24 protein-coding genes are annotated in these 22,515 nt (G+C 45.6%); 20 read left to right on the plus strand and 4 right to left on the minus strand.

What is annotated here, in order from left to right:
• Nucleotides 1-108 precede the first annotated feature (108 nt).
• The 5 genes from JHD45_RS08250 to JHD45_RS08270 all read left to right on the plus strand — a co-directional run bounded on the left by JHD45_RS08250 (nucleotide 109) and on the right by JHD45_RS08270 (nucleotide 2,597).
• Nucleotides 109-417, plus strand: coding sequence for a hypothetical protein (locus JHD45_RS08250; RefSeq protein ID WP_199476041.1), 309 nt, complete (start codon nucleotides 109-111; stop codon nucleotides 415-417).
• 25 nt (nucleotides 418-442) lie between these two features.
• Nucleotides 443-865, plus strand: coding sequence for a nuclear transport factor 2 family protein (locus tag JHD45_RS08255; protein ID WP_233407708.1), 423 nt, complete (start codon nucleotides 443-445; stop codon nucleotides 863-865).
• 33 nt (nucleotides 866-898) lie between these two features.
• Nucleotides 899-1,321 carry a gamma-glutamylcyclotransferase family protein gene (locus tag JHD45_RS08260; protein ID WP_067016306.1) on the plus strand — a complete coding sequence of 141 codons (423 nt, stop codon included), beginning with the start codon at nucleotides 899-901 and terminating at the stop codon, nucleotides 1,319-1,321.
• Between the two features lie 34 nt (nucleotides 1,322-1,355).
• Entirely contained in the window at nucleotides 1,356-1,910 is a 555-nt protein-coding gene (locus JHD45_RS22230; RefSeq protein ID WP_199476042.1) for a flavodoxin family protein, read from the plus strand.
• A 243-nt stretch (nucleotides 1,911-2,153) separates the two neighbouring features.
• Entirely contained in the window at nucleotides 2,154-2,597 is a 444-nt protein-coding gene (locus JHD45_RS08270) for a GNAT family N-acetyltransferase (protein WP_199476043.1), read from the plus strand.
• Nucleotides 2,598-2,794: 197 nt separating this feature from the next.
• Here the strand turns inward: JHD45_RS08270 and JHD45_RS08275 are convergent, their stop codons facing one another.
• Both JHD45_RS08275 and JHD45_RS08280 read right to left on the minus strand, forming a co-directional pair.
• Nucleotides 2,795-4,036 (minus strand): MFS transporter, encoded by a 1,242-nt coding sequence (locus JHD45_RS08275; RefSeq protein WP_199476044.1) that lies wholly within the window; start codon nucleotides 4,034-4,036, stop codon nucleotides 2,795-2,797.
• Nucleotides 4,033-4,191 (minus strand): hypothetical protein, encoded by a 159-nt coding sequence (locus tag JHD45_RS08280; protein WP_199476045.1) that lies wholly within the window; start codon nucleotides 4,189-4,191, stop codon nucleotides 4,033-4,035. The genes JHD45_RS08275 and JHD45_RS08280 overlap by 4 nt, the downstream gene beginning before the upstream one ends.
• A 466-nt stretch (nucleotides 4,192-4,657) precedes the next feature.
• Between JHD45_RS08280 and JHD45_RS08285 the strand changes: the two genes are divergently transcribed.
• The 6 genes from JHD45_RS08285 (at nucleotide 4,658) to JHD45_RS08310 (ending at nucleotide 11,220) form a co-directional block, all read left to right on the plus strand.
• The gene (locus JHD45_RS08285) at nucleotides 4,658-5,911 is read left to right on the plus strand and encodes a sarcosine oxidase subunit beta family protein (RefSeq protein WP_199476046.1); all 1,254 of its coding nucleotides are present in this window, start codon (nucleotides 4,658-4,660) and stop codon (nucleotides 5,909-5,911) included.
• 72 nt (nucleotides 5,912-5,983) lie between these two features.
• Nucleotides 5,984-6,268, plus strand: coding sequence for a sarcosine oxidase subunit delta (locus JHD45_RS08290; protein WP_199476047.1), 285 nt, complete (start codon nucleotides 5,984-5,986; stop codon nucleotides 6,266-6,268).
• Between the two features lie 11 nt (nucleotides 6,269-6,279).
• Nucleotides 6,280-9,312: a sarcosine oxidase subunit alpha gene (locus JHD45_RS08295; protein ID WP_199476048.1), complete on the plus strand. Its 3,033-nt coding sequence runs from the start codon at nucleotides 6,280-6,282 to the stop codon at nucleotides 9,310-9,312.
• Complete coding sequence (locus JHD45_RS08300) at nucleotides 9,305-9,982, plus strand: sarcosine oxidase subunit gamma (protein WP_199476049.1); 678 nt, start codon at nucleotides 9,305-9,307, stop codon at nucleotides 9,980-9,982. The genes JHD45_RS08295 and JHD45_RS08300 overlap by 8 nt, the downstream gene beginning before the upstream one ends.
• 46 nt (nucleotides 9,983-10,028) lie before the next feature.
• Nucleotides 10,029-10,895, plus strand: a complete 867-nt coding sequence (gene purU, locus JHD45_RS08305; protein WP_199476050.1) for a formyltetrahydrofolate deformylase — start codon at nucleotides 10,029-10,031, stop codon at nucleotides 10,893-10,895.
• Between the two features lie 112 nt (nucleotides 10,896-11,007).
• A complete protein-coding gene (locus JHD45_RS08310) occupies nucleotides 11,008-11,220 on the plus strand; it encodes a hypothetical protein (protein ID WP_199476051.1) in 213 nt (70 codons plus the stop codon).
• A 273-nt stretch (nucleotides 11,221-11,493) separates the two neighbouring features.
• Here JHD45_RS08310 and JHD45_RS08315 read toward each other — a convergent pair whose 3' ends face one another.
• Nucleotides 11,494-11,928 carry a MarR family winged helix-turn-helix transcriptional regulator gene (locus JHD45_RS08315; RefSeq protein WP_199476052.1) on the minus strand — a complete coding sequence of 145 codons (435 nt, stop codon included), beginning with the start codon at nucleotides 11,926-11,928 and terminating at the stop codon, nucleotides 11,494-11,496.
• Nucleotides 11,929-12,077: 149 nt separating this feature from the next.
• Between JHD45_RS08315 and hmgA the strand changes: the two genes are divergently transcribed.
• From hmgA to JHD45_RS08350, 7 genes are all read left to right on the plus strand, one after another.
• Entirely contained in the window at nucleotides 12,078-13,382 is a 1,305-nt protein-coding gene (hmgA, locus tag JHD45_RS08320) for a homogentisate 1,2-dioxygenase (RefSeq protein ID WP_233407709.1), read from the plus strand.
• Nucleotides 13,383-13,532: 150 nt separating this feature from the next.
• On the plus strand, nucleotides 13,533-14,609 hold the full coding sequence (gene hppD, locus JHD45_RS08325; protein ID WP_199476053.1) for a 4-hydroxyphenylpyruvate dioxygenase: 1,077 nt from the start codon (nucleotides 13,533-13,535) through the stop codon (nucleotides 14,607-14,609).
• Between the two features lie 48 nt (nucleotides 14,610-14,657).
• A complete protein-coding gene (gene fahA / locus JHD45_RS08330) occupies nucleotides 14,658-15,947 on the plus strand; it encodes a fumarylacetoacetase (RefSeq protein WP_199476054.1) in 1,290 nt (429 codons plus the stop codon).
• Between the two features lie 135 nt (nucleotides 15,948-16,082).
• Nucleotides 16,083-17,819: a D-lactate dehydrogenase gene (dld, locus tag JHD45_RS08335; RefSeq protein WP_199476055.1), complete on the plus strand. Its 1,737-nt coding sequence runs from the start codon at nucleotides 16,083-16,085 to the stop codon at nucleotides 17,817-17,819.
• A 349-nt stretch (nucleotides 17,820-18,168) separates the two neighbouring features.
• A complete protein-coding gene (locus tag JHD45_RS08340) occupies nucleotides 18,169-18,636 on the plus strand; it encodes an OsmC family protein (RefSeq protein WP_199476056.1) in 468 nt (155 codons plus the stop codon).
• 11 nt (nucleotides 18,637-18,647) lie between these two features.
• Nucleotides 18,648-18,896, plus strand: coding sequence for a type II toxin-antitoxin system RelE/ParE family toxin (locus JHD45_RS08345; RefSeq protein WP_199476057.1), 249 nt, complete (start codon nucleotides 18,648-18,650; stop codon nucleotides 18,894-18,896).
• Nucleotides 18,893-19,171 carry a helix-turn-helix domain-containing protein gene (locus tag JHD45_RS08350; RefSeq protein WP_067016331.1) on the plus strand — a complete coding sequence of 93 codons (279 nt, stop codon included), beginning with the start codon at nucleotides 18,893-18,895 and terminating at the stop codon, nucleotides 19,169-19,171. The genes JHD45_RS08345 and JHD45_RS08350 overlap by 4 nt, the downstream gene beginning before the upstream one ends.
• A 52-nt stretch (nucleotides 19,172-19,223) precedes the next feature.
• Here JHD45_RS08350 and JHD45_RS08355 read toward each other — a convergent pair whose 3' ends face one another.
• Complete coding sequence (locus tag JHD45_RS08355) at nucleotides 19,224-19,853, minus strand: glutathione S-transferase family protein (protein WP_199476058.1); 630 nt, start codon at nucleotides 19,851-19,853, stop codon at nucleotides 19,224-19,226.
• A gap of 168 nt (nucleotides 19,854-20,021) precedes the next feature.
• Between JHD45_RS08355 and JHD45_RS08360 the strand changes: the two genes are divergently transcribed.
• Together JHD45_RS08360 and JHD45_RS08365 are read left to right on the plus strand one after the other, a co-directional pair.
• Entirely contained in the window at nucleotides 20,022-20,885 is an 864-nt protein-coding gene (locus JHD45_RS08360; protein WP_199476059.1) for a LysR family transcriptional regulator, read from the plus strand.
• Nucleotides 20,886-20,982: 97 nt separating this feature from the next.
• On the plus strand, nucleotides 20,983-22,473 hold the full coding sequence (locus JHD45_RS08365) for a carboxypeptidase M32 (protein ID WP_199476060.1): 1,491 nt from the start codon (nucleotides 20,983-20,985) through the stop codon (nucleotides 22,471-22,473).
• The last annotated feature ends 42 nt before the right edge of the window (nucleotides 22,474-22,515 follow it).

Raw genomic sequence — 22,515 nt, forward strand, 5'->3', positions numbered from 1 at the left:
TTAGTCAATTTTGAGGAAGTATATAGAGTCAATCGTAATATTATTTATGGTCGATAAACGAATGGGGCGATTTGTTTTGTCCATTACTAAGACACTAAGGAAGCCCAAATGAAATGCCCATCTTGCAATACTGCTAGCAAAAACAAAGCCTTTAAAAATATTCAAAAAGGTGGAAAAAGAATTGAAGTGCAATGTCCACATTGCGATCAATGGTTGACAATTGACCCCGCAACAATGAAATTCAAATTTGCGGGTTATGCATTAATACTCATCCCAAGTCTCTTGAATTTTTTTATTGATGATGTGCATTACCGATTAATTTTGTCAGTGATTGCATTGCTGGGGGCTTGTCTTGCTGTATTTGGTGTTGTCCGTACCAAATTGATTCCTATTGAACCGAGTCATGACAGCAAATAAAGCGCCTTAACGACTGGGGGCGTAAATGAAAAAAAAGCTTGAGGTAAAGGTTACTATGGAAGCAAAACAAATTGTTCTAGCCTATTGGCAGGCCATGAGAAGCAACGATTTCTTTGCCGCTAGCCAATATTTAGCGGAAAATTTTCGTTGTGAATGGCCGCAGAGCAATGAGGTCATTTTAGGGCGAGAAAACTTTGCCAATATCAATAGCTACTATCCTGCTAACGGGATATGGACCTTTCAACTAAACAGCATCGTCGTTGAAGAGCGCCAAGTTGTTACCGACGTGACCGTCTCAGATGGTACTCGAACTGATAGAGTCATTACCTTCCATACTGTCGACATAGAAACTGGGCTTATTGCCAAACAAACCGAATTTTGGCCGGAAAACTATCCCGCACCAGATTGGCGAGCAAAGTGGGTGGAAAAACTAACCGACAGGGTATGATAATGACGACCCCGTGAATAAGGAATATGTTTTGTGTACAAGGTCTTTGTATTTGGAACCTTAAAAGAAGGGTTTCCGAACTTTAAAACAAATAAAGGCATTCGTTACCGAGGCGACTTTGCAACCAAAGAACGTTACCCGCTCTATTTAGTTGGTGAACGCTTTTCACCTTGGCTTGTTTTACAGCCTGGCGAAGGCTCCCCCATCAAAGGGCAAGTTTTTGAGGTGGCGGAAGAGGTCTTAACTGAAATGGATACGTTGGAAAGAATTACCTTTCCAGATGGGTATCGGAAAGTCTGTATTCCTGTGATTTGCCAAGAGTCAGGTGAGGAGATAAGCGTCTGGGCCTATGGCAAACTACCAGCAATGCTGCAAGGAGCTCAGATCATGGCAGAGTTATCTGGTGAGTATTGTCTTGAACATGCGGCGTTATATCGTAGTCGACAGGATGAATGATTTGATTAAGTGGTATTTCTAGGGGGAATTCAATGTGGCGGATGTTGCGTTAATCTATTTTTCTAAAACGGACATAACGGCAACGCTAATGTCAGCGGCGCAAAGAGCAATTGAATTGGCAGGGTTGAGTACATTCTCATACTGCATTCAGGGGACTGACATTATCGAAGGCCGATTTATTAAGGCGTCTGTTCTAGATGAGCTGTCTTTATGCCGCGCCGTTATCTTTGGTTCTCCAACCTATATGGGAAATGCATCCGCTCAATTCAAAGCCTTTGCTGATGCAACGAGTGTTTTTTGGACGAATCAGAGCTTATCCGGAAAACTGGCCGCAGGCATTACCTCTGGAACTGGGCTAAATGGTGATCAAACGAATACTTTGCAATATTTTTCTACGCTTTCTAGCCAGCACGGTATGCTTTGGGTCGGTTTAGATGCTTCTTATGGCGAAACAATGGATGTGAACCGACTTGGTTGCCAACTGGGCGTCGTTGCTCAATCCACAAATGGCACCGTCCACCCCCAAGATTTATTATCGGCAGAATTTCTTGCTCATAGAATGGCGAATCTAACAAAGCGTTTTGTCTAACGTGTAGTCCCTTCACTATCCAGCCAAAAGGAGCTCAGTATGATAAAAACAGAATTCCCATCTCTTGTCCCTTAAAAAGAGGGTGCCTCAAAAGGTAATGAGCATAGTAGTTTTGCGACAGCCTCTTAAAAAGGGGAAGGGACTTAGCTAATTTGATTAGATGAGGGAAGCTTAGAGTGATAATTATTCATACTTGAGTTTATTGATTTCGTTTTTTTTCAGGAATAATTAGTTGAGGACATTATGAATATAAGAAAGTCACTTGGGCATGAAGTTGAGATTTTAAAAGAAACCCTGTATGACACTTTTGCAAAAAATATCGAAAAGAATGAAGCTCTCACCCATATTGAAGCCAATGAAAAAGCTAAGAATCAATTGGATTCTCTATTCGAAAATGAAGCTGATAATGCTTTTTTTTCAGGGCTGTGTGGCGATGTATTGTGTGGTTATTTATGGTTGATAAAGAAAAATGAGACCTTATTTATTGCCTATATTTTTGTAGGTGAAAAATTTAGGCGTAAGGGATACGCCAGTAAATTATTAAAATGGTCGGAAGAATACGCAAAAGATAACGGCTTTAAAAAGATCGGGTTGCATGTGTTTGAAAATAACACAGCGGCATATAACTTATACAAGTCAAACGGATATAAAACGACCAATATAGCAATGCAAAAGCTGATTACATAGTCGCCTCTGAATAAGACGGTTTTAAAAGTGAAGCGCCATCACTTAGATAATAAGGGAGTTTGAGAGCTGGTCAAAAGTTTGCTAGCAACATATCTTTCAGTGTCCGTGGCTTATATTGGCTGATTCTCTTATCTAAACTAAGTATGTTGGTTATTGTTGAGATCTAAAATGAATTTAACTACGGTAAAACGCAAAGGCTAAGACACCTCAAAATCGTTGATTTTTCGTTTACCAAAATCACGAAACCCTTTTATTGTTAAGGGTGATAGGGTCAGTATCAGATAGATTACTCCGATAGCCATAAACGTGTTGGAAAGCCCACTGAAGCTGACTAATGTGCCGCCAAGTAATCCACCAAATGGTAACAGGGCAAAACAGGCGGCCTGAAAAATAGACATCACCCGACCTGTCATAGCTTTCGGGGTTCTCTCGAATAGCACGGCAAATAAGATCGGGTTGATAAAGCCCGCAGCCAATCCGGCGATTGATAACGTCATAAAAACCATTGGCAGCGGGGCACTAAGAGCAAATACCAAAAAACGGGGAAATCCCGTGAGTAAAAAAGCGATAACGTACACGGGTAACCTAGGCATACGACTCCCTATAAAGCTAGCGATAATGGAGCCCAGTACTGATGAGCCGGAAAAAGCAGCCAGTACTATTCCTAACATTTCAGTGCCGTAGGCGTTTGTTTTAGCCCACACTGGCATCATCACCACGAAAAAGGCTTGGTCCAGCAAGTTGGTAGCAGCCACCATGAGGACAATGCTGACCAGAACCACATCTTTACGCAAAAAATGCCAGCCTTCCAATAACTCTTTAACATAAGAAGTAATTTTTCCCTCTGTTTGAATGTGTTTGGCGGGAGAAATCAAAGGAATGCCAATGGCGATAATTAGGGCGCTAAAGGTGAAGCCAATGGCATTAATAGCAAGAGCCTGACTTGGTCCCATTAAGGCAATTAACGCTCCTGCTCCAGCGGTACCAATGGTTGATGCGAGTCGTTGAATGGCTCCCGCCATACCAGTAAGTCGTTCGAGAGGCATTTTTGTCAGTTCGGCAATATCTGGAACTAGCGAGCTTTTGGCTGCATCGGCTGGTCCGCGAAGCAATCCCATTAGAAACACCACAGGAAACAGTATTGGCATACTGAGCTTATCCATCCAATGGAGCAGGGGGATCAATGCTATGATCATGACAGAGAAAGTGTCGCAGAAAACGGCAATTTTTTTTGCCCCGATCCGGTCAATCAAAGGCCCCCCCAGCACTTTGGCAATGACATAAGGAATCATTTCCGTCATGGCGACTAGCCCCGTTAGCACCGGGCTGCCTGTGATGGTTAACACCAACCAAGGAATAGCCATCGACGAGAGCATGGTACCGGAAATTGAAAAAGCCTCGGCTATCAGCAGAGCATAGAAACTGATTTGTTTTCTCATAACGCCTCGTCCTCGTTGCGATAAGGAAGATGGCCGGGATAGGGGAAGGTATGCACCATCATGGAAAATGGCAGCCAATTTTTTGCCGCATCTTCATAAGGCTTTGGCGCATTTTCTAGCGCCTCCAGCAGGAGGCCATCGAGCTTTTTAATCAACTGTTCTGCCCTAGGCGTTCTGCCTGCAAAGAAGCGGCCGCCGGATCATTCATGCGTAGTATCCCTAAAATATTCAGCCGCACAGGATGGGCCAGAGCTTTAAGCGCGATGGTATCCGGTACAATCCGAAAGTGCGTTTTTCATTTGTTAATTCAGGTTTGATAGGCGGCATGGCTGTAGCCTGATTGAGCGACGCTTTGCAGGACTATAAGATTGCAAGCATTTGTTTGCAAATAAATGTGTGCAGATTTTTCGGTGTGATTTAATTTTTTATATAAAAGGTGGGGCGTTTTGAGGTAGATCAAAAACAGCTCGGCCCTTAGAGCGATGGGCTTACCCAAAGCCGCCATCCCCTCTGTCGTAAATCGTCATGGTGTGGACGTTTCCAAGCATAATTCTGTAAATCACAGCCCGTATCATCGTGGCTGTCATCAGTAGGTTTTTGTCTATATAGGGAACTGACCAAATGCAGCATTATTCAGGCTTTGCGTTGCTGAAGCATAGTTTCAGTCATCATGAAAATTGGCAACGAGTTTGGCGCAACCCAACCCCGAAAAAGAAATACGATGTGATCATCGTTGGCGGTGGCGGTCATGGTTTGGCGACGGCCTATTACCTTGCTAAACAGTTTGGTGTGACCAACGTCGCGGTGATCGAGAAGGGGTTCTTGGGGGGCGGTAATACGGCTCGTAATACCACCATTGTGCGTTCCAACTACTTGTGGGATGAGGCAGCACATTTATACGAGCACGCGATGAAGCTCTGGGAAGGCTTGTCTCAGGATTTGAACTACAACGTCATGTTTTCTCAACGTGGTTGTTTGAATCTGGGTCATACTTTGCAGGATATGCGTGATATTGAACGACGTGTGAACGCCAACCGCTTAAACGGTATCGATGGAGAGGTGTTGGATGCTAAACAGGTCAAAGAAATTGTCCCTGCACTAGATTGCTCTGAGAACGCTCGCTACCCAGTGCTTGGCGCGTCTTGGCAGCCACGAGCTGGGATTGCACGTCACGATGCTGTCGCATGGGGCTTTGCCCGTGGGGCCGATGCTCATGGTGTGGATTTGATCCAGCAAACCGAAGTGGAAGATTTGATCATTGAAGACGATACAGTCGTCGGGGTGAGAACCAAACGCTATGGCGATATTAAAGCCGATCGTGTGGGGTGTGTGGTCGCAGGGAATTCTAGTGTGTTAGCGAAGATGGCAGGCTTTGAATTGCCGTTGGAGTCGCATCCATTACAAGCCTTAGTGTCTGAGCCGATCAAACCAATTCTCGATACCGTGGTCATGTCTAACCAAGTACATGGTTACGCATCGCAATCCGATAAAGGGGATTTGGTAATTGGCGCGGGGATCGATGGTTATAACGGTTACGGCCAGCGAGGATCTTACAGCACCATTGAGCATACGATCCAAGCGATTGTCGAAATGTTCCCAATATTCAGCCGAGTGCGCATGAACCGTCAGTGGGGCGGTATCGTTGATACGACGCCGGATGCTTGTCCTATTATCAGTGAAACGCCCGTCAAAAATCTGTTTTTTAACTGTGGCTGGGGAACGGGTGGTTTTAAAGCCACGCCAGGGTCAGGCAATGTGTTTGCTGCGTCGTTGGCGAAGGGCGAAATGCACCCATTAGCGAAGCCGTTTTCTATGTTTCGTTTTCACGATGGGTCCTTGGTTGACGAACACGGCGCAGCTGGTGTGGCTCACTAGCGCTAGATTTTACGTTTTTATTCTAGTAGGACATTCTGGCAAAGAAAGGTTGGCTGGAAAGGAGAAAGTTCCATGTTGCATATTTATTGTCCTCATTGTGGCGAAAGTCGCGATGAAGAAGAATTTCACCCTGTAGGTCAAGCCCATATAGAACGGCCTAAAGACCCGGATGCGTGCTCAGACAAAGAATGGGGAGAGTTTTTGTATTTTCGTCGTAACCCACGAGGGCTGCACCATGAATTATGGGTGCATGCGGCAGGCTGTCGTAAGTTCTTTAATATGACGCGTAATACGCAAACCTACGAAATCAAAGAAGTCTACAAGCTTGGTGAACAACCAAGTGTTGTTGCTGAGTAGAGGATTTATTCATGGCTCAACAGACACATAAAGAGACGCGTCGACTTTCCACTGGCGGTCGTATTGATCGATCTAAACCGATCACCTTTACTTTTAACGACAAACAGTACAAAGGCTACGAAGGCGATACTTTGGCCTCCGCTTTGCTGGCCAATGGCGTGGACATTATCGGACGTAGTTTTAAATACAGCCGACCACGTGGCATTGTGGCCGCAGGGGCAGAGGAGCCCAACGCGATTATGCAATTGGGCGCCACTGAAGCCACACAAATTCCTAACGTGCGTGCGACTCAACAAGCCTTGTATGATGGTTTAGTGTGTAAAGTGACCAATGGTTGGCCCAACGTTGAGAATGATTTAATGAGTTGGGTGGGCAAACTTGGTGGAAAGATGATGCCGCCAGGGTTTTACTACAAAACCTTTATGTACCCAAAATCCATGTGGGAAACTTACGAATCCTATATTCGTAAGGCCGCGGGTCTAGGTCGTTCGCCAAAAGAAAACGACCCTGACCGATATGACAACATGAACCAACATTGCGATGTGTTGGTGGTTGGCGGTGGCCCTGCCGGGCTGATGGCGGCGTTGACGGCGGCTCGTGGCGGCGCACGAGTGATTTTAGCGGATGAGCAAAACGAATTTGGCGGCAGCTTATTAAGCAGTAAAGAAAGCATTGGCAATAAGCCCGCAACAGAATGGGTCGACGACGTCGTCAAAGAGTTAGCCCGCTTTGATAATGTGCAGCTGCTAACCCATGCGACGGTGAATGGTTATCACGATCACAACTTTTTGACCATTCATCAACACCTAACAGATCAGTCTTTTGACAAAGCGCCCAATGGACAAATTTGTCAGCGTTTGCATCGTGTACGTGCCAAGTGGGTTGTCTTAGCGACGGGTGCACATGAGCGTCCTTTAGTCTATGGCAATAATGATGTACCAGGCTGCATGGTTGCCAATGCCGTATCCACCTATATTCAGCGTTACGGCGTCGTACCAGGTAAGGACTTGGTTCTGATGACCACCAATGATAATGCCTATCGTGCGGCGTTAGATTGGCATGACGCAGGTCACAATGTGGTAGCGATTGTTGATACCCGTAAGAACCCCAAAGGCACTTTGGTCGAAGCCGCTCGTGAGCGTGGTATGACAGTGATGCTCGGCTCTGGTGTGGTGGATGTACAAGGCAGCAAACGTGTCACTGGCGTCTCTATTGCCAAGCTTAATGAGGCGGGCGACCAAGTAGAGGGGGCGGTGATTGAAGTAAAAGCCGATACCGTTGCCAGCTCTGGCGGCTGGAGCCCTGTTATTCATTTATCTTGCCATACTGGTTCAAGACCTGTATGGAATGATGAGGTGGTTGGCTTTTTGCCTGGACCAAGTCAGCAACAGCAATTAACAGCAGGCGCGATTAATGGTGCCTACTCAACGGCTGCCGCGCTTGAGCAAGGTATAAATGTTGGGCAATCAGCATTAGAAAAACTGGCAATGAAAATGGCCGATGTGAGTGTTCCTGAAACGGAAACCTTGACCGAGGCTGAACCGATGGCCTTGTTTCATATTCCGCATCCAAAACCGACTCACAAAGCGCCTAAGCAATTTGTCGATTTGCAAAATGATGTGACCGCTGCGGGTATTGAGCTGGCTTGTCGAGAAGGGTTTGAATCCATCGAGCACGTTAAGCGCTACACCGCGATGGGGTTTGGTACCGATCAAGGTAAGCTGGGCAATATCAACGGCATGGCGATTGCGGCGAAATACTTGAAGCAATCCATTCCGGAAACGGGGACAACAATCTTCCGTCCGAATTACACCCCGGTGACCTTTGGTGCCATTGCTGGACGTGATTGTGGTGAGTTGTTTGATCCAAAACGTTATACCGCCATGCATCAATGGCATATGGAGCATGGTGCGAAGTTTGAAGACGTTGGTCAGTGGAAACGCCCATGGTATTACCCAAAAGCAGGGGAAACCATGCAAGAAGCGCTGAATCGAGAGTGCTTAGCAACTCGTGAGTCGGTGGGTATCTTGGATGCGTCTACGTTGGGGAAAATTGACATTCAAGGTAAAGACGCTCGTGAGTTCTTAGGCCGTGTGTATACCAATGCTTGGGCGAAACTGGCGGTGGGCAAATGTCGTTACGGCTTGATGTGTGGCGAAGACGGTATGGTCTTTGACGACGGGGTAACCTCTTGCCTAGCGGAAAATCATTTCTTAATGACAACCACAACCGGTGGGGCGGCCCATGTGTTGTCGTGGCTAGAGCTTTATCATCAAACAGAATGGCCAGAGCTGGAGGTATATTTTACCAGTGTAACGGATCATTGGGCGACCATGACCATCTCTGGTCCGAACAGCCGTCGCTTATTAGAAACCCTGACGGATGGGGATGTGTCCAAAGAAAGCATGTCCTTTATGGATTGGAAAGCCATGACCGTTGCTGGTGTACCGGCTCGAGTGTTCCGTATCTCCTTCACTGGGGAGCTGTCTTTCGAGATCAACGTACAAGCTAATTACGGTATGCACGTTTGGAAGGCTTTATTTGAACAGGGTAAACAGTTCAACTTAACGCCTTACGGTACGGAAACCATGCACATCTTGCGTGCGGAGAAAGGCTTTATTATTGCCGGTCAAGATACCGATGGCTCAGTGCACCCATTTGATTTGGGGATGCCTTGGGCGGTGTCCATGCAAAAACCGTTTAGCTTTATCGGCAAACGTGGCATGCAGCGTGAAGACTGTGTCAGAAAAGATCGCAAGCAATTAGTGGGTTTAAAGACAACTGATCCAAGTGTGGTGCTACCAGAAGGTGCACAGGGGGTATTCGACCCGAAAGCGTCTATTCCTATGCCGATGGTAGGACATGTGTCATCCAGTTATTGGAGTGCCAATTTAGGTCGCTCTGTCGCTATGGGATTTGTGAAAGGCGGCCACGATAAAATGGGGCAAAAAGTCTATTACCCCTTGGTTGATGGTCGTGTTGTCGAAGCGGAAATATGCAGCCCAGTATTTTTAGATCCAAAGGGGGAGCGCCAAAATGTCTGATGCAATGCTTAATGAAAAAGTAGAGGCGACGAAAGGCAAAATGGTGATGAATCAAATCCCAGCCGATATCGTTGGAGAAAGTCCATTACACCATGCGGATTTAGAGACGCTGGCAAGTCGTGGGCAAGGCCAAGGCGGAGTGCATCTTAAAGAAAAGTCGCTGCAAGGTTTGTTGATCCTACGGGCCAAGCCTGATGAGGTTCAATTGGCAGAAATCGAAAGCGTACTGGGTGTAGCTTTACCAACGACACCACTGACCAGTGAGGAGAAAGCGGGTGAAAAAGGCGATATCAGTGTACGTTGGGTATCGCCTGATGAATGGTTTATCGTCGTACCTGCGACGGTGGCGTTTCAATTGGAAAGCGATTTTCAAACTTCTGTCTCAGGGCATTATTCCTTAGTGAATGTGAGTAGTGGTTACACTATCTTGCAACTCTCTGGCGACAATGTGGTTGATGTGCTGAAAAAATCAACGCCAATTGATGTTCACCCGAGTGTTTTCCCGATTGGCAAGGTGGTGTCCAGTGTGTTTGCCAAAAGTGGCGCAATGATGTTGCGCCGCACCGGTGACAACGCATTTGAACTCATTATAAGACGTAGCTTCGCGGACTATATCTGGTTGTGGCTTCAAGATGCCAGCATGGAATATGGCCTTGTGATCGAGGCCTGATGTCAAACTTTGGTCGTATTTAACACTTTTTATCTGAGAGACTCTTATGACAACAAAAATCGCCCCTTGGATTTTTACCGCGAGCTGCCCAAGTATTATTGGTACGGTTGACGTGGTTACCCGCTATATGGCGGAATCTGGTCATTATGTAGATGAAATTCACTCCTTTGATGATAGAGAATCAGGGCGATTTTTTATTCGTGTTGAGTTTTTGCCTAAAAAAGAAGGGTTTAGTGCCAGTGTGTTCGAGCAGGAGTTTTCGGCTCGTGCGCAAGAGTTCAACATGGAATGGGCGCTGACTGAGCCAAACCATCGTCCTCGAGTGGCGATTATGGTTTCAAAATACGACCATTGTTTGAACGATTTGCTCTACCGTTTTCGAACTGGGCAATTGAACATTGATGTGACGGTGATTATCTCAAATCACCCGGATTTAGAAGAACTCGCTAAATGGCATCGCATCCCGTATTACCATTTGCCCATCACAGCGGAAACCAAGCTAGAACAAGAAGCAAAAGTAAAGAGTTTGATCGAGCAATACGATACTGAGCTGGTGGTTCTTGCCCGCTATATGCAAGTATTGTCTCCTGACATGTGTGAATACTTGGATGGCCGGGCGATTAATATTCACCATTCTCTATTACCTGGTTTTAAGGGGGCTCGCCCCTATCACCAAGCGTGGGAAAAAGGGGTGAAGATGGTAGGGGCTACAGCTCATTACGTGAACAACGATTTAGATGAAGGACCGATCATCACCCAAGGTATCCAAGTCGTGAATCACGCTCACTACGTGGAAGATCTGGTGGCAAAAGGTCAAGATATCGAACGTGTTACTTTGTTTAATGCGGTGAAATGTCACATCGAAAAACGTGTGTTTTTGAATGGTAAGCGGACGGTTGTGTTTGGTGGGTAAACGTTTAGGGTTGAACTAACATTCTTTTTTATTGTTAAGATTCGCTTCAGAAAGGAATGTTAACGTCTATTAAGCTATTAATTTTATAGCTTAATAGACTGGAGGAGAAACAATGAATGTTAGTTCAAACATGAGCTCATCATCTATGAGTACAGTGAGTACCCCGAAAGCCCATTATTCTGCGCAAGAAGTTAACGAGTCAACCTTAGCCCCAGAGCGTGATGGTGACAGTGATGATCACAATGTTAGTAGGGTTCAAGCAAGCTCGCCTACTCGTAACTTGAGTGGGCAATCTATTGGGCAGCGTATCAATGTTGTTGCTTAGGCGCTTGCCTATTGGCTTTGATACGGCCTTTAAATGTATGAGTAAAAGGTCTGAGAACTGCGACATTAAGCATGTTATTAAGGTCTAGAAGGCTGCACTGAATCCTCATAGAAAATCCGATATCTTTGCTGATATCGGATTTTCTCATTTATTCAGTTAACAATTAGCGGCTTAATTGAGCAATTTTCCTTTGAGCAAATAAGGCTCAGTCATTTTTGTTAGCAATGAAAATGATGTTTTAACCTCGACTTAATCTGATTCCAAAACTCTCTATCAAATTATTTGTCTGGCGCTTTCTTCAATTTTATCCAGTAACTCCAGTAATTTTTTCCGATCAGACTCAGCGAGTGATTTTAGCAGTAGCGCTTCAGTCGACTCTGCAAGAAAAGTCACGCGCTCGTAATTTTCTCGGCCTACGTCGGTGAGGGAAAATTCTACCAAACGGCGATCTTGTTCGTTGACGATTTTTTTGACCCACCCCTTGTTACAAAGATTGCTTCCGGCACGTGAGGCGGCGACTCTGGCTAAGCCAATGGACTTTTCTAAATCTCTGACAGAAAGCTTATCATGGCGGCCTAGATGCGTCAGAACACGCCATTCAGGAATGCTTAAGCCAAGTTGTTTTCTGTATTTGCGCGCCAAGGCTTCAGAGGTCTGTTGGGCCGCCTGATTAAGGCGATATGGAATAAAGCTATTGAGATCAAACATGTCCTACCTTCTAACACGCAAACAGAGAGCCTAACGATAAAATATTGTTGTGCATTGTATAGGGTTTCTATGAACTTCTCCTTAAGAAGAGTAATGAAAAACTGCTTGACTCATTTCATTTGAAATGATTTTATGGTTTTTCATTCGCTATGTTGAGCTCAGTTATGTTCTATCTCAGCGGCTTTAGAAATCATCATTCGACTGAGGCACTGTCTGGTGTGTTGCCAATTGGGCAGAACAGTCCTCAGCGTTGTCCATTTGGTTTGTATGCGGAGCAGATTAGTGGTTCGTCTTTTACGGCAGGCCAAGGACATAATTTACGCAGTTGGTTGTATCGCATCCGACCAAGCGTTGCCCATCGCGCTGATGGAAAACGGGTGGAGGTCACTAACTGGGTATCCCAAGCCGATGAGAGTAATACACACATTGCGTTTGATCCCCTTAGATGGTGTCCATTAGCCGACGCTGCAGGGCATTGGGTACAATCGGTACGTACCTTGACCATTGCTGGGGGAGCGACATCTCAAACGGGCATGTCCGCGAGTATTGCTACGCTGCATCCAGATCCACAGCCTGTCTTTCAAAATCATGATGCTGAAATGCTTGTGATGCCGATCAGTGCGGCGATCACCTTGCGTACCGAATTTGGCGTATTAGAAGTTGAGGTTGGTCATCTCGCAGTTGTTCCGCGTTCTGCTTTTGTCGAGTTTATTTGTGAACAGACGACCCAACTGTATTTGTTAGAAAATTATGGAACCCCTTTTGAATTACCTAATCGTGGTGCTATCGGGGCCAATGGTCTAGCGAATGAACGAGACTTTGAATACCCCGTGGCGAACTATATTGAACAACCTATAAAGACATGGGTGATGGAAAAACGAGAAGGAGACTTTCGTGAGTTTACCCTTGATCATTCTCCATTCGATGTTTTAGGTTGGCATGGAAATCACGCGCCTTATCGCTATGATTTGAGGCGCTTTAACACGCTAGGCTCCATCAGCTATGATCATCCTGATCCTTCTATCTTTACCGTATTGAGTTCACCTGGCTTACGGGCGGGCGTGGCGAATATTGATGTGGTGGTATTTGGTAACCGCTGGTTAGTGGCGGACAATACCTTTAGGCCGCCTTGGTACCATCGTAATGTTATGTCCGAGTTTATGGGACTAATTTATGGGGTGTATGATGCGAAGCCGAATGGCTTTCTCCCAGGTGGCGCCAGTCTGCATAATGCGGGGGCCCCCCATGGGCCTGATCATGAGGCTTATACTAAGGCGTCCACATCGTCATTGGCACCAAACAAATTAGAGGGTACGCTTGCCTTTATGTTTGAAACGAGTGCCTCACAACGTATCACAACATTTGCTGCCAATACCCCAGAACGACAAAAAGACTATGTGGAATGTTGGGAATCTATTCAGCCTGCTAGTCTATTGGATAGCCATCATGATTAACCCTGCTGGTGGTCGCCTATCACTATCTATCGCGCTACACTGGTCACGAAGTGTTCGTGGCATGGCGATGCCGCCCCCTGTAAAGATCTGAACACACTATTTGCACTGCATGAAGCACCATAATTCAAATACTTAAATAGGAATGCAAAAATGACAGATCTGTTTGATAACCCAGTTGGTTTGAATGGTTTTGAGTTTGTTGAGTTTTCTGGCCCTAATCCAGACAAAATCGCAGAGGTGTTTTGTCTCTTAGGGTTTGAGTTAGTCGCAACGCATCGTTCGAAAGACGTGGCGCTTTACCGTCAAGGTGGCATCAACTTTATCTTAAATAAAGAAAAAGGCAGTGAAGCTTACTATTTTGGTCAGGAGCATGGTAATGCGGCATCAGGTATGGCGTTTCGGGTAAGAAACTCCCATGAAGCCTATCGTTATGTGCTCTCGAAAGGGGCTAAGCCAATGGATATTCCGACTGGCCCCATGGAACTTAGGTTGCCTGCTATTAAAGGTATTGGTGGCGCCCCTATCTATCTGATTGACCGCTACGAAGAGGGAACATCAATCTATGATATTGATTTCGAGTTCCTTCCAGGGGTGGATCGTTATCCTAAAGGTCACGGTTTTTATGAGATCGATCACCTAACTCATAATGTCTATAAAGGCCGTATGGCACATTGGAGTCATTTTTATGAGTCCTTGTTTAACTTTCGAGAAATTCGATACTTTGATATCAAAGGTGAATATACCGGTCTAACCTCACGGGCCATGACGGCGCCGGATGGCAAAATTCGTATTCCATTGAATGAAGAGGCGTCCAATGGTACGGGGCAAATTGAAGAGTTTCTTATGTCATTCAACGGGGAGGGAATTCAACATATCGCCCTGCGAACAGAGGATTTATTCGCCAGTGTCGACTCACTGCGTGCCAGTGGTATTGAGTTGATGACCGCCCCGCCAGATACTTATTACGAGATGCTTGAGGAGCGTTTACCCGGTCATGGTGAAGAGGTAAATGCGCTAAAGAGTCGTGGTATTTTACTCGACGGCACAACAGAAACGGCCCCTCGATTATTACTGCAAATATTCTCAACGAATCAGCTAGGCCCTGTCTTTTTTGAGTTTATCCAACGCAAAGGAGATGATGGCTTTGGCGAAGGTAACTTTAAGGCCTTGTTTGAGTCAATTGAACGGGATCAAGTGGCCCGTGGGGTTGTTGGGAACCAAGCATAATAATAAAGACCAAGGTTTGGAGCGGTTAAAAGGAGGTATTGAGAGAGCATGAAAAAACTGAAAAGTTGGTTGGCTAGTGCCAATATGCCAGGTTGTGAGTTTCCATTAGCGAACCTGCCTTATGCCGTCTTTTCCGCTAAGGAACAAGGCCATTCAATCGGTGTGGGGCTGGGTGATCAAGTAGTGAACCTTCGTATGCTTGAAGAAGCGGGATTATTTGATGACCTAAGCCCACCGTTACGAGAGTCGGTTAGGCAAAGTACACTCAATTCATTAATGGGATTAGGGAGTGATCAATGGGGCGCACTGCGGCAGCGATTAACCGCGTTATTCAGTCACATTGAATACAAAGAAGTGGTAGAGCCCTGCTTCATACCTCAGGCCGATGTGGTGTTTCATCTTCCCTGTCAGATTGGTGATTACTCGGATTTTTATACCTCTGTACACCATGCTTCGCGAGTAGGAGCCTTGTTTCGCCCCGATAATCCGTTGTTGCCAAACTATAAATGGGTGCCAGTTGCCTATCATGGGCGTGCGTCTTCCATTCGTATCGCAGGAGAGGCTTTTAAGCGGCCAGCAGGGCAGTTAAAGGTACCAGAATCTGACCGTCCTGCACTGGGCCTCTGTCAGCGTCTTGATTATGAGTTAGAACTGGGCATTTTCATTGGCACAGGCAATTCGCTAGGTGAGCCCATCGCCATTGATGAGGCGGAACAGCATGTGTTTGGCGTGTCCATGTTTAATGATTGGTCAGCGCGAGATATTCAAGCTTGGGAATACCAACCGTTAGGGCCTTTTTTATCGAAAAGCTTTTTTTCTAGCCTAAGCCCTTGGATTGTGCCCATGGCGGCACTGGCTCCTTATCGTTGCCATTGGACGCGAGAGGCGAACGATCCTCAACCGCTTGATTACCTTGATTCGGCAACCAACCGTACCCAGGGTGCGATTGATATTAAACTAGAGGTCTGGATCGAAACGGAAAAAATGCGTTTGAATAACCAGCCTGCAGAGCGTCTTTCAACCAGTAATTTTAAAGAGTCCTATTGGACTATCGCTCAAATGGTTGCTCACCATACCATTAATGGTTGTGATTTAACGCCGGGAGACCTGCTAGGCAGCGGCACACAATCGGGTTCAACTCGCGAAGAATCCGGTTCGCTTTTAGAACTAACCGCTGGTGGAAAAGAGCCCATAACATTGAGCAATGGTGAACAGCGCACCTTTGTAGAGGATGGTGACCGTATTATCTTAAAAGGATACTGCGGCGATGAGCAACATAGAATAGGGCTAGGGAAAGTAGAGAATATAGTAAAACCAGGGAACAGCCATTTATCCTAAAAATACGCACTTTTTGGTGATTTTCTGGCTTTCTTTATTTTACCTTCAAGGCTTTTTATCTGTTGGGTGTTTTTTACTCGTCGTTAAGTCGAGTATACTTGTTTCTTTCTCTCAATAGGTTGCGAACTTATTCTTATGACAGCACCCCGCAGTTCAGATCTGGCCGCTGAGTTAAAGGCCATCGTAGGAAATCAATACACTTTAACCGATGAAGACAAGACAAAACCCTATAGTCAAGGCTTTCGCCTTGGTGGCGGCAAGGCTTATGCCGTTGTTCGTCCCGGTAGTTTGGTTGAAATTTGGCGGTGTTTGCAAGCCTGTGTGAAGGCTGACGTAATCGTCATTATGCAAGCGGCCAATACAGGGCTAACGGGCGGTTCAACTCCTAACGGCACGGATTATGATCGTCCTATTGTTATTATCAGCACCATGCGCATTGATGACATTCAGCTTATCGATCAAGGTAAACAAATCATAGGGTTAGCCGGTAGTACATTATTTGGCTTGGAAGACACGCTTAGACCATACGGCCGGGAACCTCACTCAGTAATTGGTTCTTCTTGCATTGGCGCGTCTATTGTTGGCGGGGTGTGTAATAACTCAGGTGGCGCACTGGTTCAGCGTGGTCCCGCTTATACCGAAATGTCGTTGTTTGCTCAAGTGAACGGCGATGGCGAACTGCAATTGGTGAACAACTTAGGCATTGAGTTGGGAAGCGATCCAGAAGACATTCTCACAAATTTGCAAAACAAAACTTATCAAGAAAAAGACATTCAATTCCCAGACAAACGCGGTTCTGATAACGAATATCATGAGCGTATTCGGGACGTCGATGCCGAGACACCATCGCGTTTTAACAACGATCCGCGACGTTTGTACGAGGCTTCCGGTTGTGCTGGCAAACTGGCTGTCTTTGCCGTGCGCATCGATACCTTTCCTATTCCAGAAAAGTACCAAGTCTTTTACATTGGCACCAATGATCCAGCGGTGATGGAACAAATGCGCCGTGACATGCTGTCGACCTTTAAAAATCTACCTGTGTCTGGCGAATACATGCATAACAGCAGCTACGACATCAGTAAAAAATACGGCAAAGACAGCTACTTGGTGATCGACAAACTTGGCACCAAATACATTCCAAAAATGTTTGCTTTAAAGCGAACAGTCGATAGATGGGCAGGCAAATTTAAGTTCATGCCGACCAAATTTTCCGACATCATGATGCAGTATATGAGTCAGCTTTTTCCCAATCATCTGCCAAAGCGCATGGAAGATTTTCGTGAAAAATACGAACATCACTGGATTGTCGAAACCAGTAACGACGGTGTCGATGAAGCGCAAGCCTATTTAGACAACTTCTTTAAAGATAACGAAGGCGGTTACTTTGCGTGTACTAAGCGAGAAGCCGATCAAGCCATCCTTCATCGCTTTGTGACGGGGGGCGCATTGAGTCGTTATCATGTGATGAATGGCAAGGATCTTGGTTCCATCATGACCATAGACGTGGCATTCCCGCGTAATGAACGCGATTGGTTCGAAGAGCTGCCACAAGACATCGAAGACAAAGTCGCCGTAAAAATGTACTACGGTCACTTCTTTTGCCACGTTATGCATCAAAACTACATTATGAAAAAAGGCGTTGATGCGAAAGCGGTGAAGAAGCAGATTCTATCCAGTTACGATGCTCGTGGCGCGGAATACCCAGCTGAACATAACGTCGGCCACGAATACGTTGCGAAACCTGCGTTGCGTGAGTTTTATCAAAAAACCGACCCAACCAACAGCTTCAATGCTGGCATCGGCGGCACTAGCAAACTGAAAAACTGGCAAGCGCTGAGCGACGAACACACAGGCTGTGGCTGCCATAAATAAGCGTTTTCAGCTTATTAAGGGCAAAAATTTAATAGCAGAGCAATAGAAAAGCTAAAGACAAAAAGCCGAGACGTTTCTTGTAAAGAGGTCTCGGCTTTTACGTTTTTAATAAGAGCCTTAGGGTTTTTGGAAAGTCATCCAGTGTTCTATTTTGTCTCTCCTATTGTTATTTATTGGGTTAGTTAAACGATGTACCAATAGAGGTTAGCGAGGGAGTAGGGCATGCGCATAGTGCCAAAAATGACGCGGGGGATTCATTTTTAAATAGCTTAATAATTGTCTTTAATTTAATGCCTGTACTGCTTAAAGTGAGTGTTATTCAATGTGTTTTGACGAGGAGGCCATAGTAATGTCGGAGTATTTTGCAACGGTCGAATGGAAACGGGGCTCACAGTTATTTTCGGACAAAAAATACAGCCGTGCCCATGAATGGCAATTCGAAGGGGGAGTGGTTGTGCCAGCTTCGTCTTCACCACATATTGTTCCTTTGCCTATGTCTGTGGCGGAAAATGTTGATCCTGAAGAAGCCTTTGTAGCGTCTATATCCAGCTGTCACATGCTGTTCTTTTTAGACTTCGCCTCTCGTAAAAAACTTATTGTCGACCAGTATACCGATAAGGCCATGGGCGTCTTGGCTCGTGGTCCTAACGGTAAACAAATGATGACAGAAGTAGTATTACGACCAACCGTCACTTTTGTTGGTGAAAGGCCCAGCTCAGCGGTGTTAAAAGAGCTTCATCATCAAGCCCATGAAGCCTGTTTTATTGCCAACTCGGTGCTGACCGACGTTCGTGTGGATGACACTTTTTGTGTTTGATGAATGGTTGAATGATTAGATTGTTAGAGCTGATGGAAAAGCATAGCGCGAATTTAGGTCCGCCTCATACAGATTCTATGGGGAATGGATTGTTTGAGATTAGAGCAAAGGCTCAAGAAGGTATTGGGCGGAGTTTGTTTTGCTTCCTAAAAGGAAAGCATATTTATGTTTTACATGCTTTTGTTAAAAAGTCACAAAAAACGCCAAGAAATGAGTTGAAGCTTGCACGTCAACGCCAGAAGGAAGTTCAAAAAAGATGAGTTTACAAAAACTGAAACAACGCGCCTTCAAGAATTCTGATGTCAAAGCGGAATACGATAAGCTTGAAGCAGAGTTTAATTTAATTGATCAACTGCTTTCTATGCGAACAAAAGCTGGGTTAACACAAGAGCAAGTTGCCGAAAAGATGAATACTCAAAAAAGCAATATCAGTCGCTTAGAACGAGGCAATACGAACCCAAGTTGGGCGACGCTTCTTAAATATGCTCATGCTTGTGGCTATGAATTGTCACTGAAAACGCAAAAAAGGCATTAGAAAGTCATATGTTAAGCGCTCGATAGTTCTATTAAAGAGCGCTTAAGGTGTATCACCCTTGAGTAATGGGTATAAACCAATCTAAGGCTTCAATCTGTTTAATCCAGCGTTGAATATTCGGATACTCAGACAATTGATAAGCACCACCTTCCTCTGCCACATGGGTATAAGGGAACAAGCAAATATCCGCTAACGTCATCGCGTCTCCCACCAAGAACATGTGTTTTGCCAAGGTGTCATCCATCTGTTTCAATGCCGCGAGACCTTGTTGAATACGATCTGGCAGCATGCGTTTTTTTAGATCCGTCATGGCGTTATGGGTTAACCAAAAACGCGGTGAAGCAATGTTTGGCTCGTGGCTGTATTGCTCCCAAAATAACCATTGATAGACTTTGGCTTTAAGGATAGGGTCGGTTGGCAACAAAGCAGACTGATGCTGCTGAGTAAGGTGATTCTGTTCTGTAAGATAGAGCAGTATCGCGTTACTTTCGCTTAAACATTGCCCATTATCCAATTCAAGCACTGGTATTTTTCCATTCGGGTTTATGGCTAAAAAGGATTCTGTATGTGTTTCCCCTTTAGTAATATCATATTCTTTTAATGTCACGTTGAGGCCCAAGCTGGCGCATAATAAACGGATTTTATAACCGTTCCCTGAGGGCAAAAAATCATGCAGAATCATATGTCTTTCCTTCGTAAGTTGATGGTTTGATCTTGCAACAAGAAAGCAACAGAAAAAAGCCAATTAAACTGAAGGCTGGCATAACGCGTTTTGATGAATAAATTAGAAGGCGACTGAGTTAACGTAATTTAGCTAAAGTAACGAGGCTAGAGTCGCGAGGGGAAGGCAGTGGATACGGAACTATTAAGAACCTTAGTGGCGATTGTCGACCATGGCAGTTTTCAGCGAGCTGCCATGCAAACCTTTCGTACACCATCAGCCATTAGCATGCAGATGAAACGACTGGAAGAGCAGGTCGGTACGGAGCTGTTTTGCAAACAAGGACGAGATCAAGTACTCACCGAAGACGGCCAGCAGCTAGTGCATTACGCACGGCGAATACTGCAACTGCAAGAAAGTGCTTTGCAATCCATTAAAGGCCCACAACAAGGAGCTTTACTTAATTTTGGCTGTCCTAATGATTATGTTGCAAATTTACTCCTCGTTATTATGTCTGTAATGGAAGCCATGCAGCCGAATATTCGTTTTCGAGTGCGTACTGGCACATCGGCTGAATTAAGAGAACTGATGGATAAGGGGGAAGTGGATTTGGCTTTGGTGACGCGAACCCCCAACAGTGACGAAGGCTTAACCTTGTTTCAGGACAAGGGCATTTGGGTGGCGAAAAAAGGGTTCGACTGGCAGTCTTATAAGCCGTTGCCGTTGGCCCTATACGAATCAAGTTGTAAGTTCCATTCTAGCGCTATCGATGGTTTACAGAAGAAGGGCATAGATTACCGATTGTATTGCGTTACTGACAATCTCGCCCTTATTGAACGTCTTCTAGTGGCAGAAAAAGCCATCTCCGCTATTGCCAGCATTAGCATGAATGACGCATTAGAAATTATCGACAGCGAGCTTTTGCCTAGCCTTCCCGCCGTTGAGATTGCGTTTTCTCGGGCTGCGGCCGCACCAGATTGGCTTACTATAGCGTGGATTGAAAACGTCATTGAACAGGTTATGAAAGAAACAGGCGCTAGGGTAAGCATTTGATACAACGGAGGTTCAATCGTTGCTAAGCTAGCCTCAAATACAGCGACGCCAAAAGAAACCGACAGCGTCTATTTATTCGAATAGGAAAAAACAAATTATGTCTTATTACGACAAGTTAACAGCACACTACCAAACACTAAATCACTTTAATCATGCTCAATCTATACTCGGTTGGGATGCCGCAGCGAACATGCCATCGGGCGGCAGCGAAGCTCGCTCAAACGCCATGGCAGAGTTATCCGTTCATGTTCATCGTTTATCCACTCAACCACAGTTAGAAGACTGGTTTGGCAACGCGGAGCAAGAATCGTTAAGCGTTGAGCAACAAGCCAGCCTACGCGAGATGAAACGCCAATGGCAGCAAGCGACCATCGTTCCAGAAGATTTAGTACAAGCACAGTCCATCGCGGGTTCTACATGCGAACATGCATGGCGTACGCAGCGTCAAGAAAATGATTGGCAAGGCTTTGAGAAAAATTGGAAGGAAGTTGTCGCTCTGTCCCGCGAAGAAGCCAATATTCGTGGTGCAGCGCTCGGTCTTACACCATACGATGCCATGCTCTACAAATACGAGCCAGGCACCACAACGGCGTCGCTGAATACTTTATTTACTGACGTGAAAACCTGGTTGCCAGACTTAATCGAAACCGTGTTAGAAAAGCAGAAGTCAGAATCCATCCTTTTGCCATCTGGCACTTTTTCCACTGAGACACAAAAAGCCCTTGGCTTAGAAGTGATGAAGCTGCTGCAATTCGACTTTAACCGTGGCCGACTAGACGAAAGTGTTCACCCATTTTGCGGTGGCGTACCAACGGACGTGCGCATTACCACCCGTTATGATGAAAAAGACTTCGTGCAAGCCTTGATGGGGATCGTTCACGAAACAGGCCACGCCCGCTACGAACAAGGCTTGCCAAAAGCCTTTGCTGGATTGCCCGTGGGCGAAGCGCGCTCTATGGGCGTTCATGAATCTCAATCACTCTTCTTCGAAATGCAGATTGGTCGTAGTAAACCCTTTATTCACCACTTATCGCGTTTGTCTAAACAGGCGTTTAATGCACAGCAAGATCCTGTATTCGACGAAGAAAATCTTTATAAAATCTACACCCAAGTAGAAAAAGGCTTTATTCGCATTGATGCGGACGAACTCACCTACCCAGCACATGTGATCATGCGTTACGAGATCGAACGCGACTTGATCAATGGCGTGATAGAGCACACAGACGTGCCAGCATTGTGGGATGAGAAGATGAAAGCGTCCCTTGGCATCTCCACCAAAGACAACTACAAAAACGGCTGCATGCAAGACATCCATTGGACAGACGGCTCATTCGGTTACTTCCCGTCTTATACACTAGGCGCTATGTATGCTGCGCAATACAAAGCCACTATGATACAAAACGTCGACTTTGACGCCGTTATCCAAAGCGGTGACTTAAGCCCAATTTTCCAATGGTTAAGCGACAATATGTGGTCACAAGCTTCGCTTCATACCACGGATGAACTAGTTAAACGCGCCACAGGGGAAGTATTAAATGCAGCGCATTTTAGAAAACATCTAGAAGGACGGTATTTGCAAAAGAGGTAAAATCATTTAGATGAGTGGGTCAAGGCTAGACAGACCACTGTC

The organism is Marinomonas spartinae, from assembly GCF_016461715.1.
Taxonomy (GTDB): Bacteria; Pseudomonadota; Gammaproteobacteria; order Pseudomonadales; family Marinomonadaceae; genus Marinomonas; species Marinomonas spartinae_A.

Excerpts from the sequence above, each read along its gene's own strand:
- JHD45_RS08250 (WP_199476041.1), top strand. The coding sequence starts at position 109 with ATGAAATGCCCATCTTGCAATACTGCTAGCAAAAACAAAGCCTTTAAA.
- JHD45_RS08255 (WP_233407708.1), top strand. The coding sequence starts at position 443 with ATGAAAAAAAAGCTTGAGGTAAAGGTTACTATGGAAGCAAAACAAATT.
- JHD45_RS08270 (WP_199476043.1), top strand. The coding sequence starts at position 2,154 with ATGAATATAAGAAAGTCACTTGGGCATGAAGTTGAGATTTTAAAAGAA.
- JHD45_RS08275 (WP_199476044.1), bottom strand. The coding sequence starts at position 4,036 with ATGAGAAAACAAATCAGTTTCTATGCTCTGCTGATAGCCGAGGCTTTT.
- JHD45_RS08285 (WP_199476046.1), top strand. The coding sequence starts at position 4,658 with ATGCAGCATTATTCAGGCTTTGCGTTGCTGAAGCATAGTTTCAGTCAT.
- JHD45_RS08290 (WP_199476047.1), top strand. The coding sequence starts at position 5,984 with ATGTTGCATATTTATTGTCCTCATTGTGGCGAAAGTCGCGATGAAGAA.
- JHD45_RS08295 (WP_199476048.1), top strand. The coding sequence starts at position 6,280 with ATGGCTCAACAGACACATAAAGAGACGCGTCGACTTTCCACTGGCGGT.
- JHD45_RS08300 (WP_199476049.1), top strand. The coding sequence starts at position 9,305 with ATGTCTGATGCAATGCTTAATGAAAAAGTAGAGGCGACGAAAGGCAAA.
- purU (WP_199476050.1), top strand. The coding sequence starts at position 10,029 with ATGACAACAAAAATCGCCCCTTGGATTTTTACCGCGAGCTGCCCAAGT.
- JHD45_RS08310 (WP_199476051.1), top strand. The coding sequence starts at position 11,008 with ATGAATGTTAGTTCAAACATGAGCTCATCATCTATGAGTACAGTGAGT.
- JHD45_RS08315 (WP_199476052.1), bottom strand. The coding sequence starts at position 11,928 with ATGTTTGATCTCAATAGCTTTATTCCATATCGCCTTAATCAGGCGGCC.
- hmgA (WP_233407709.1), top strand. The coding sequence starts at position 12,078 with ATGTTGAGCTCAGTTATGTTCTATCTCAGCGGCTTTAGAAATCATCAT.
- hppD (WP_199476053.1), top strand. The coding sequence starts at position 13,533 with ATGACAGATCTGTTTGATAACCCAGTTGGTTTGAATGGTTTTGAGTTT.
- fahA (WP_199476054.1), top strand. The coding sequence starts at position 14,658 with ATGAAAAAACTGAAAAGTTGGTTGGCTAGTGCCAATATGCCAGGTTGT.
- dld (WP_199476055.1), top strand. The coding sequence starts at position 16,083 with ATGACAGCACCCCGCAGTTCAGATCTGGCCGCTGAGTTAAAGGCCATC.
- JHD45_RS08340 (WP_199476056.1), top strand. The coding sequence starts at position 18,169 with ATGTCGGAGTATTTTGCAACGGTCGAATGGAAACGGGGCTCACAGTTA.
- JHD45_RS08345 (WP_199476057.1), top strand. The coding sequence starts at position 18,648 with ATGATTAGATTGTTAGAGCTGATGGAAAAGCATAGCGCGAATTTAGGT.
- JHD45_RS08350 (WP_067016331.1), top strand. The coding sequence starts at position 18,893 with ATGAGTTTACAAAAACTGAAACAACGCGCCTTCAAGAATTCTGATGTC.
- JHD45_RS08355 (WP_199476058.1), bottom strand. The coding sequence starts at position 19,853 with ATGATTCTGCATGATTTTTTGCCCTCAGGGAACGGTTATAAAATCCGT.
- JHD45_RS08365 (WP_199476060.1), top strand. The coding sequence starts at position 20,983 with ATGTCTTATTACGACAAGTTAACAGCACACTACCAAACACTAAATCAC.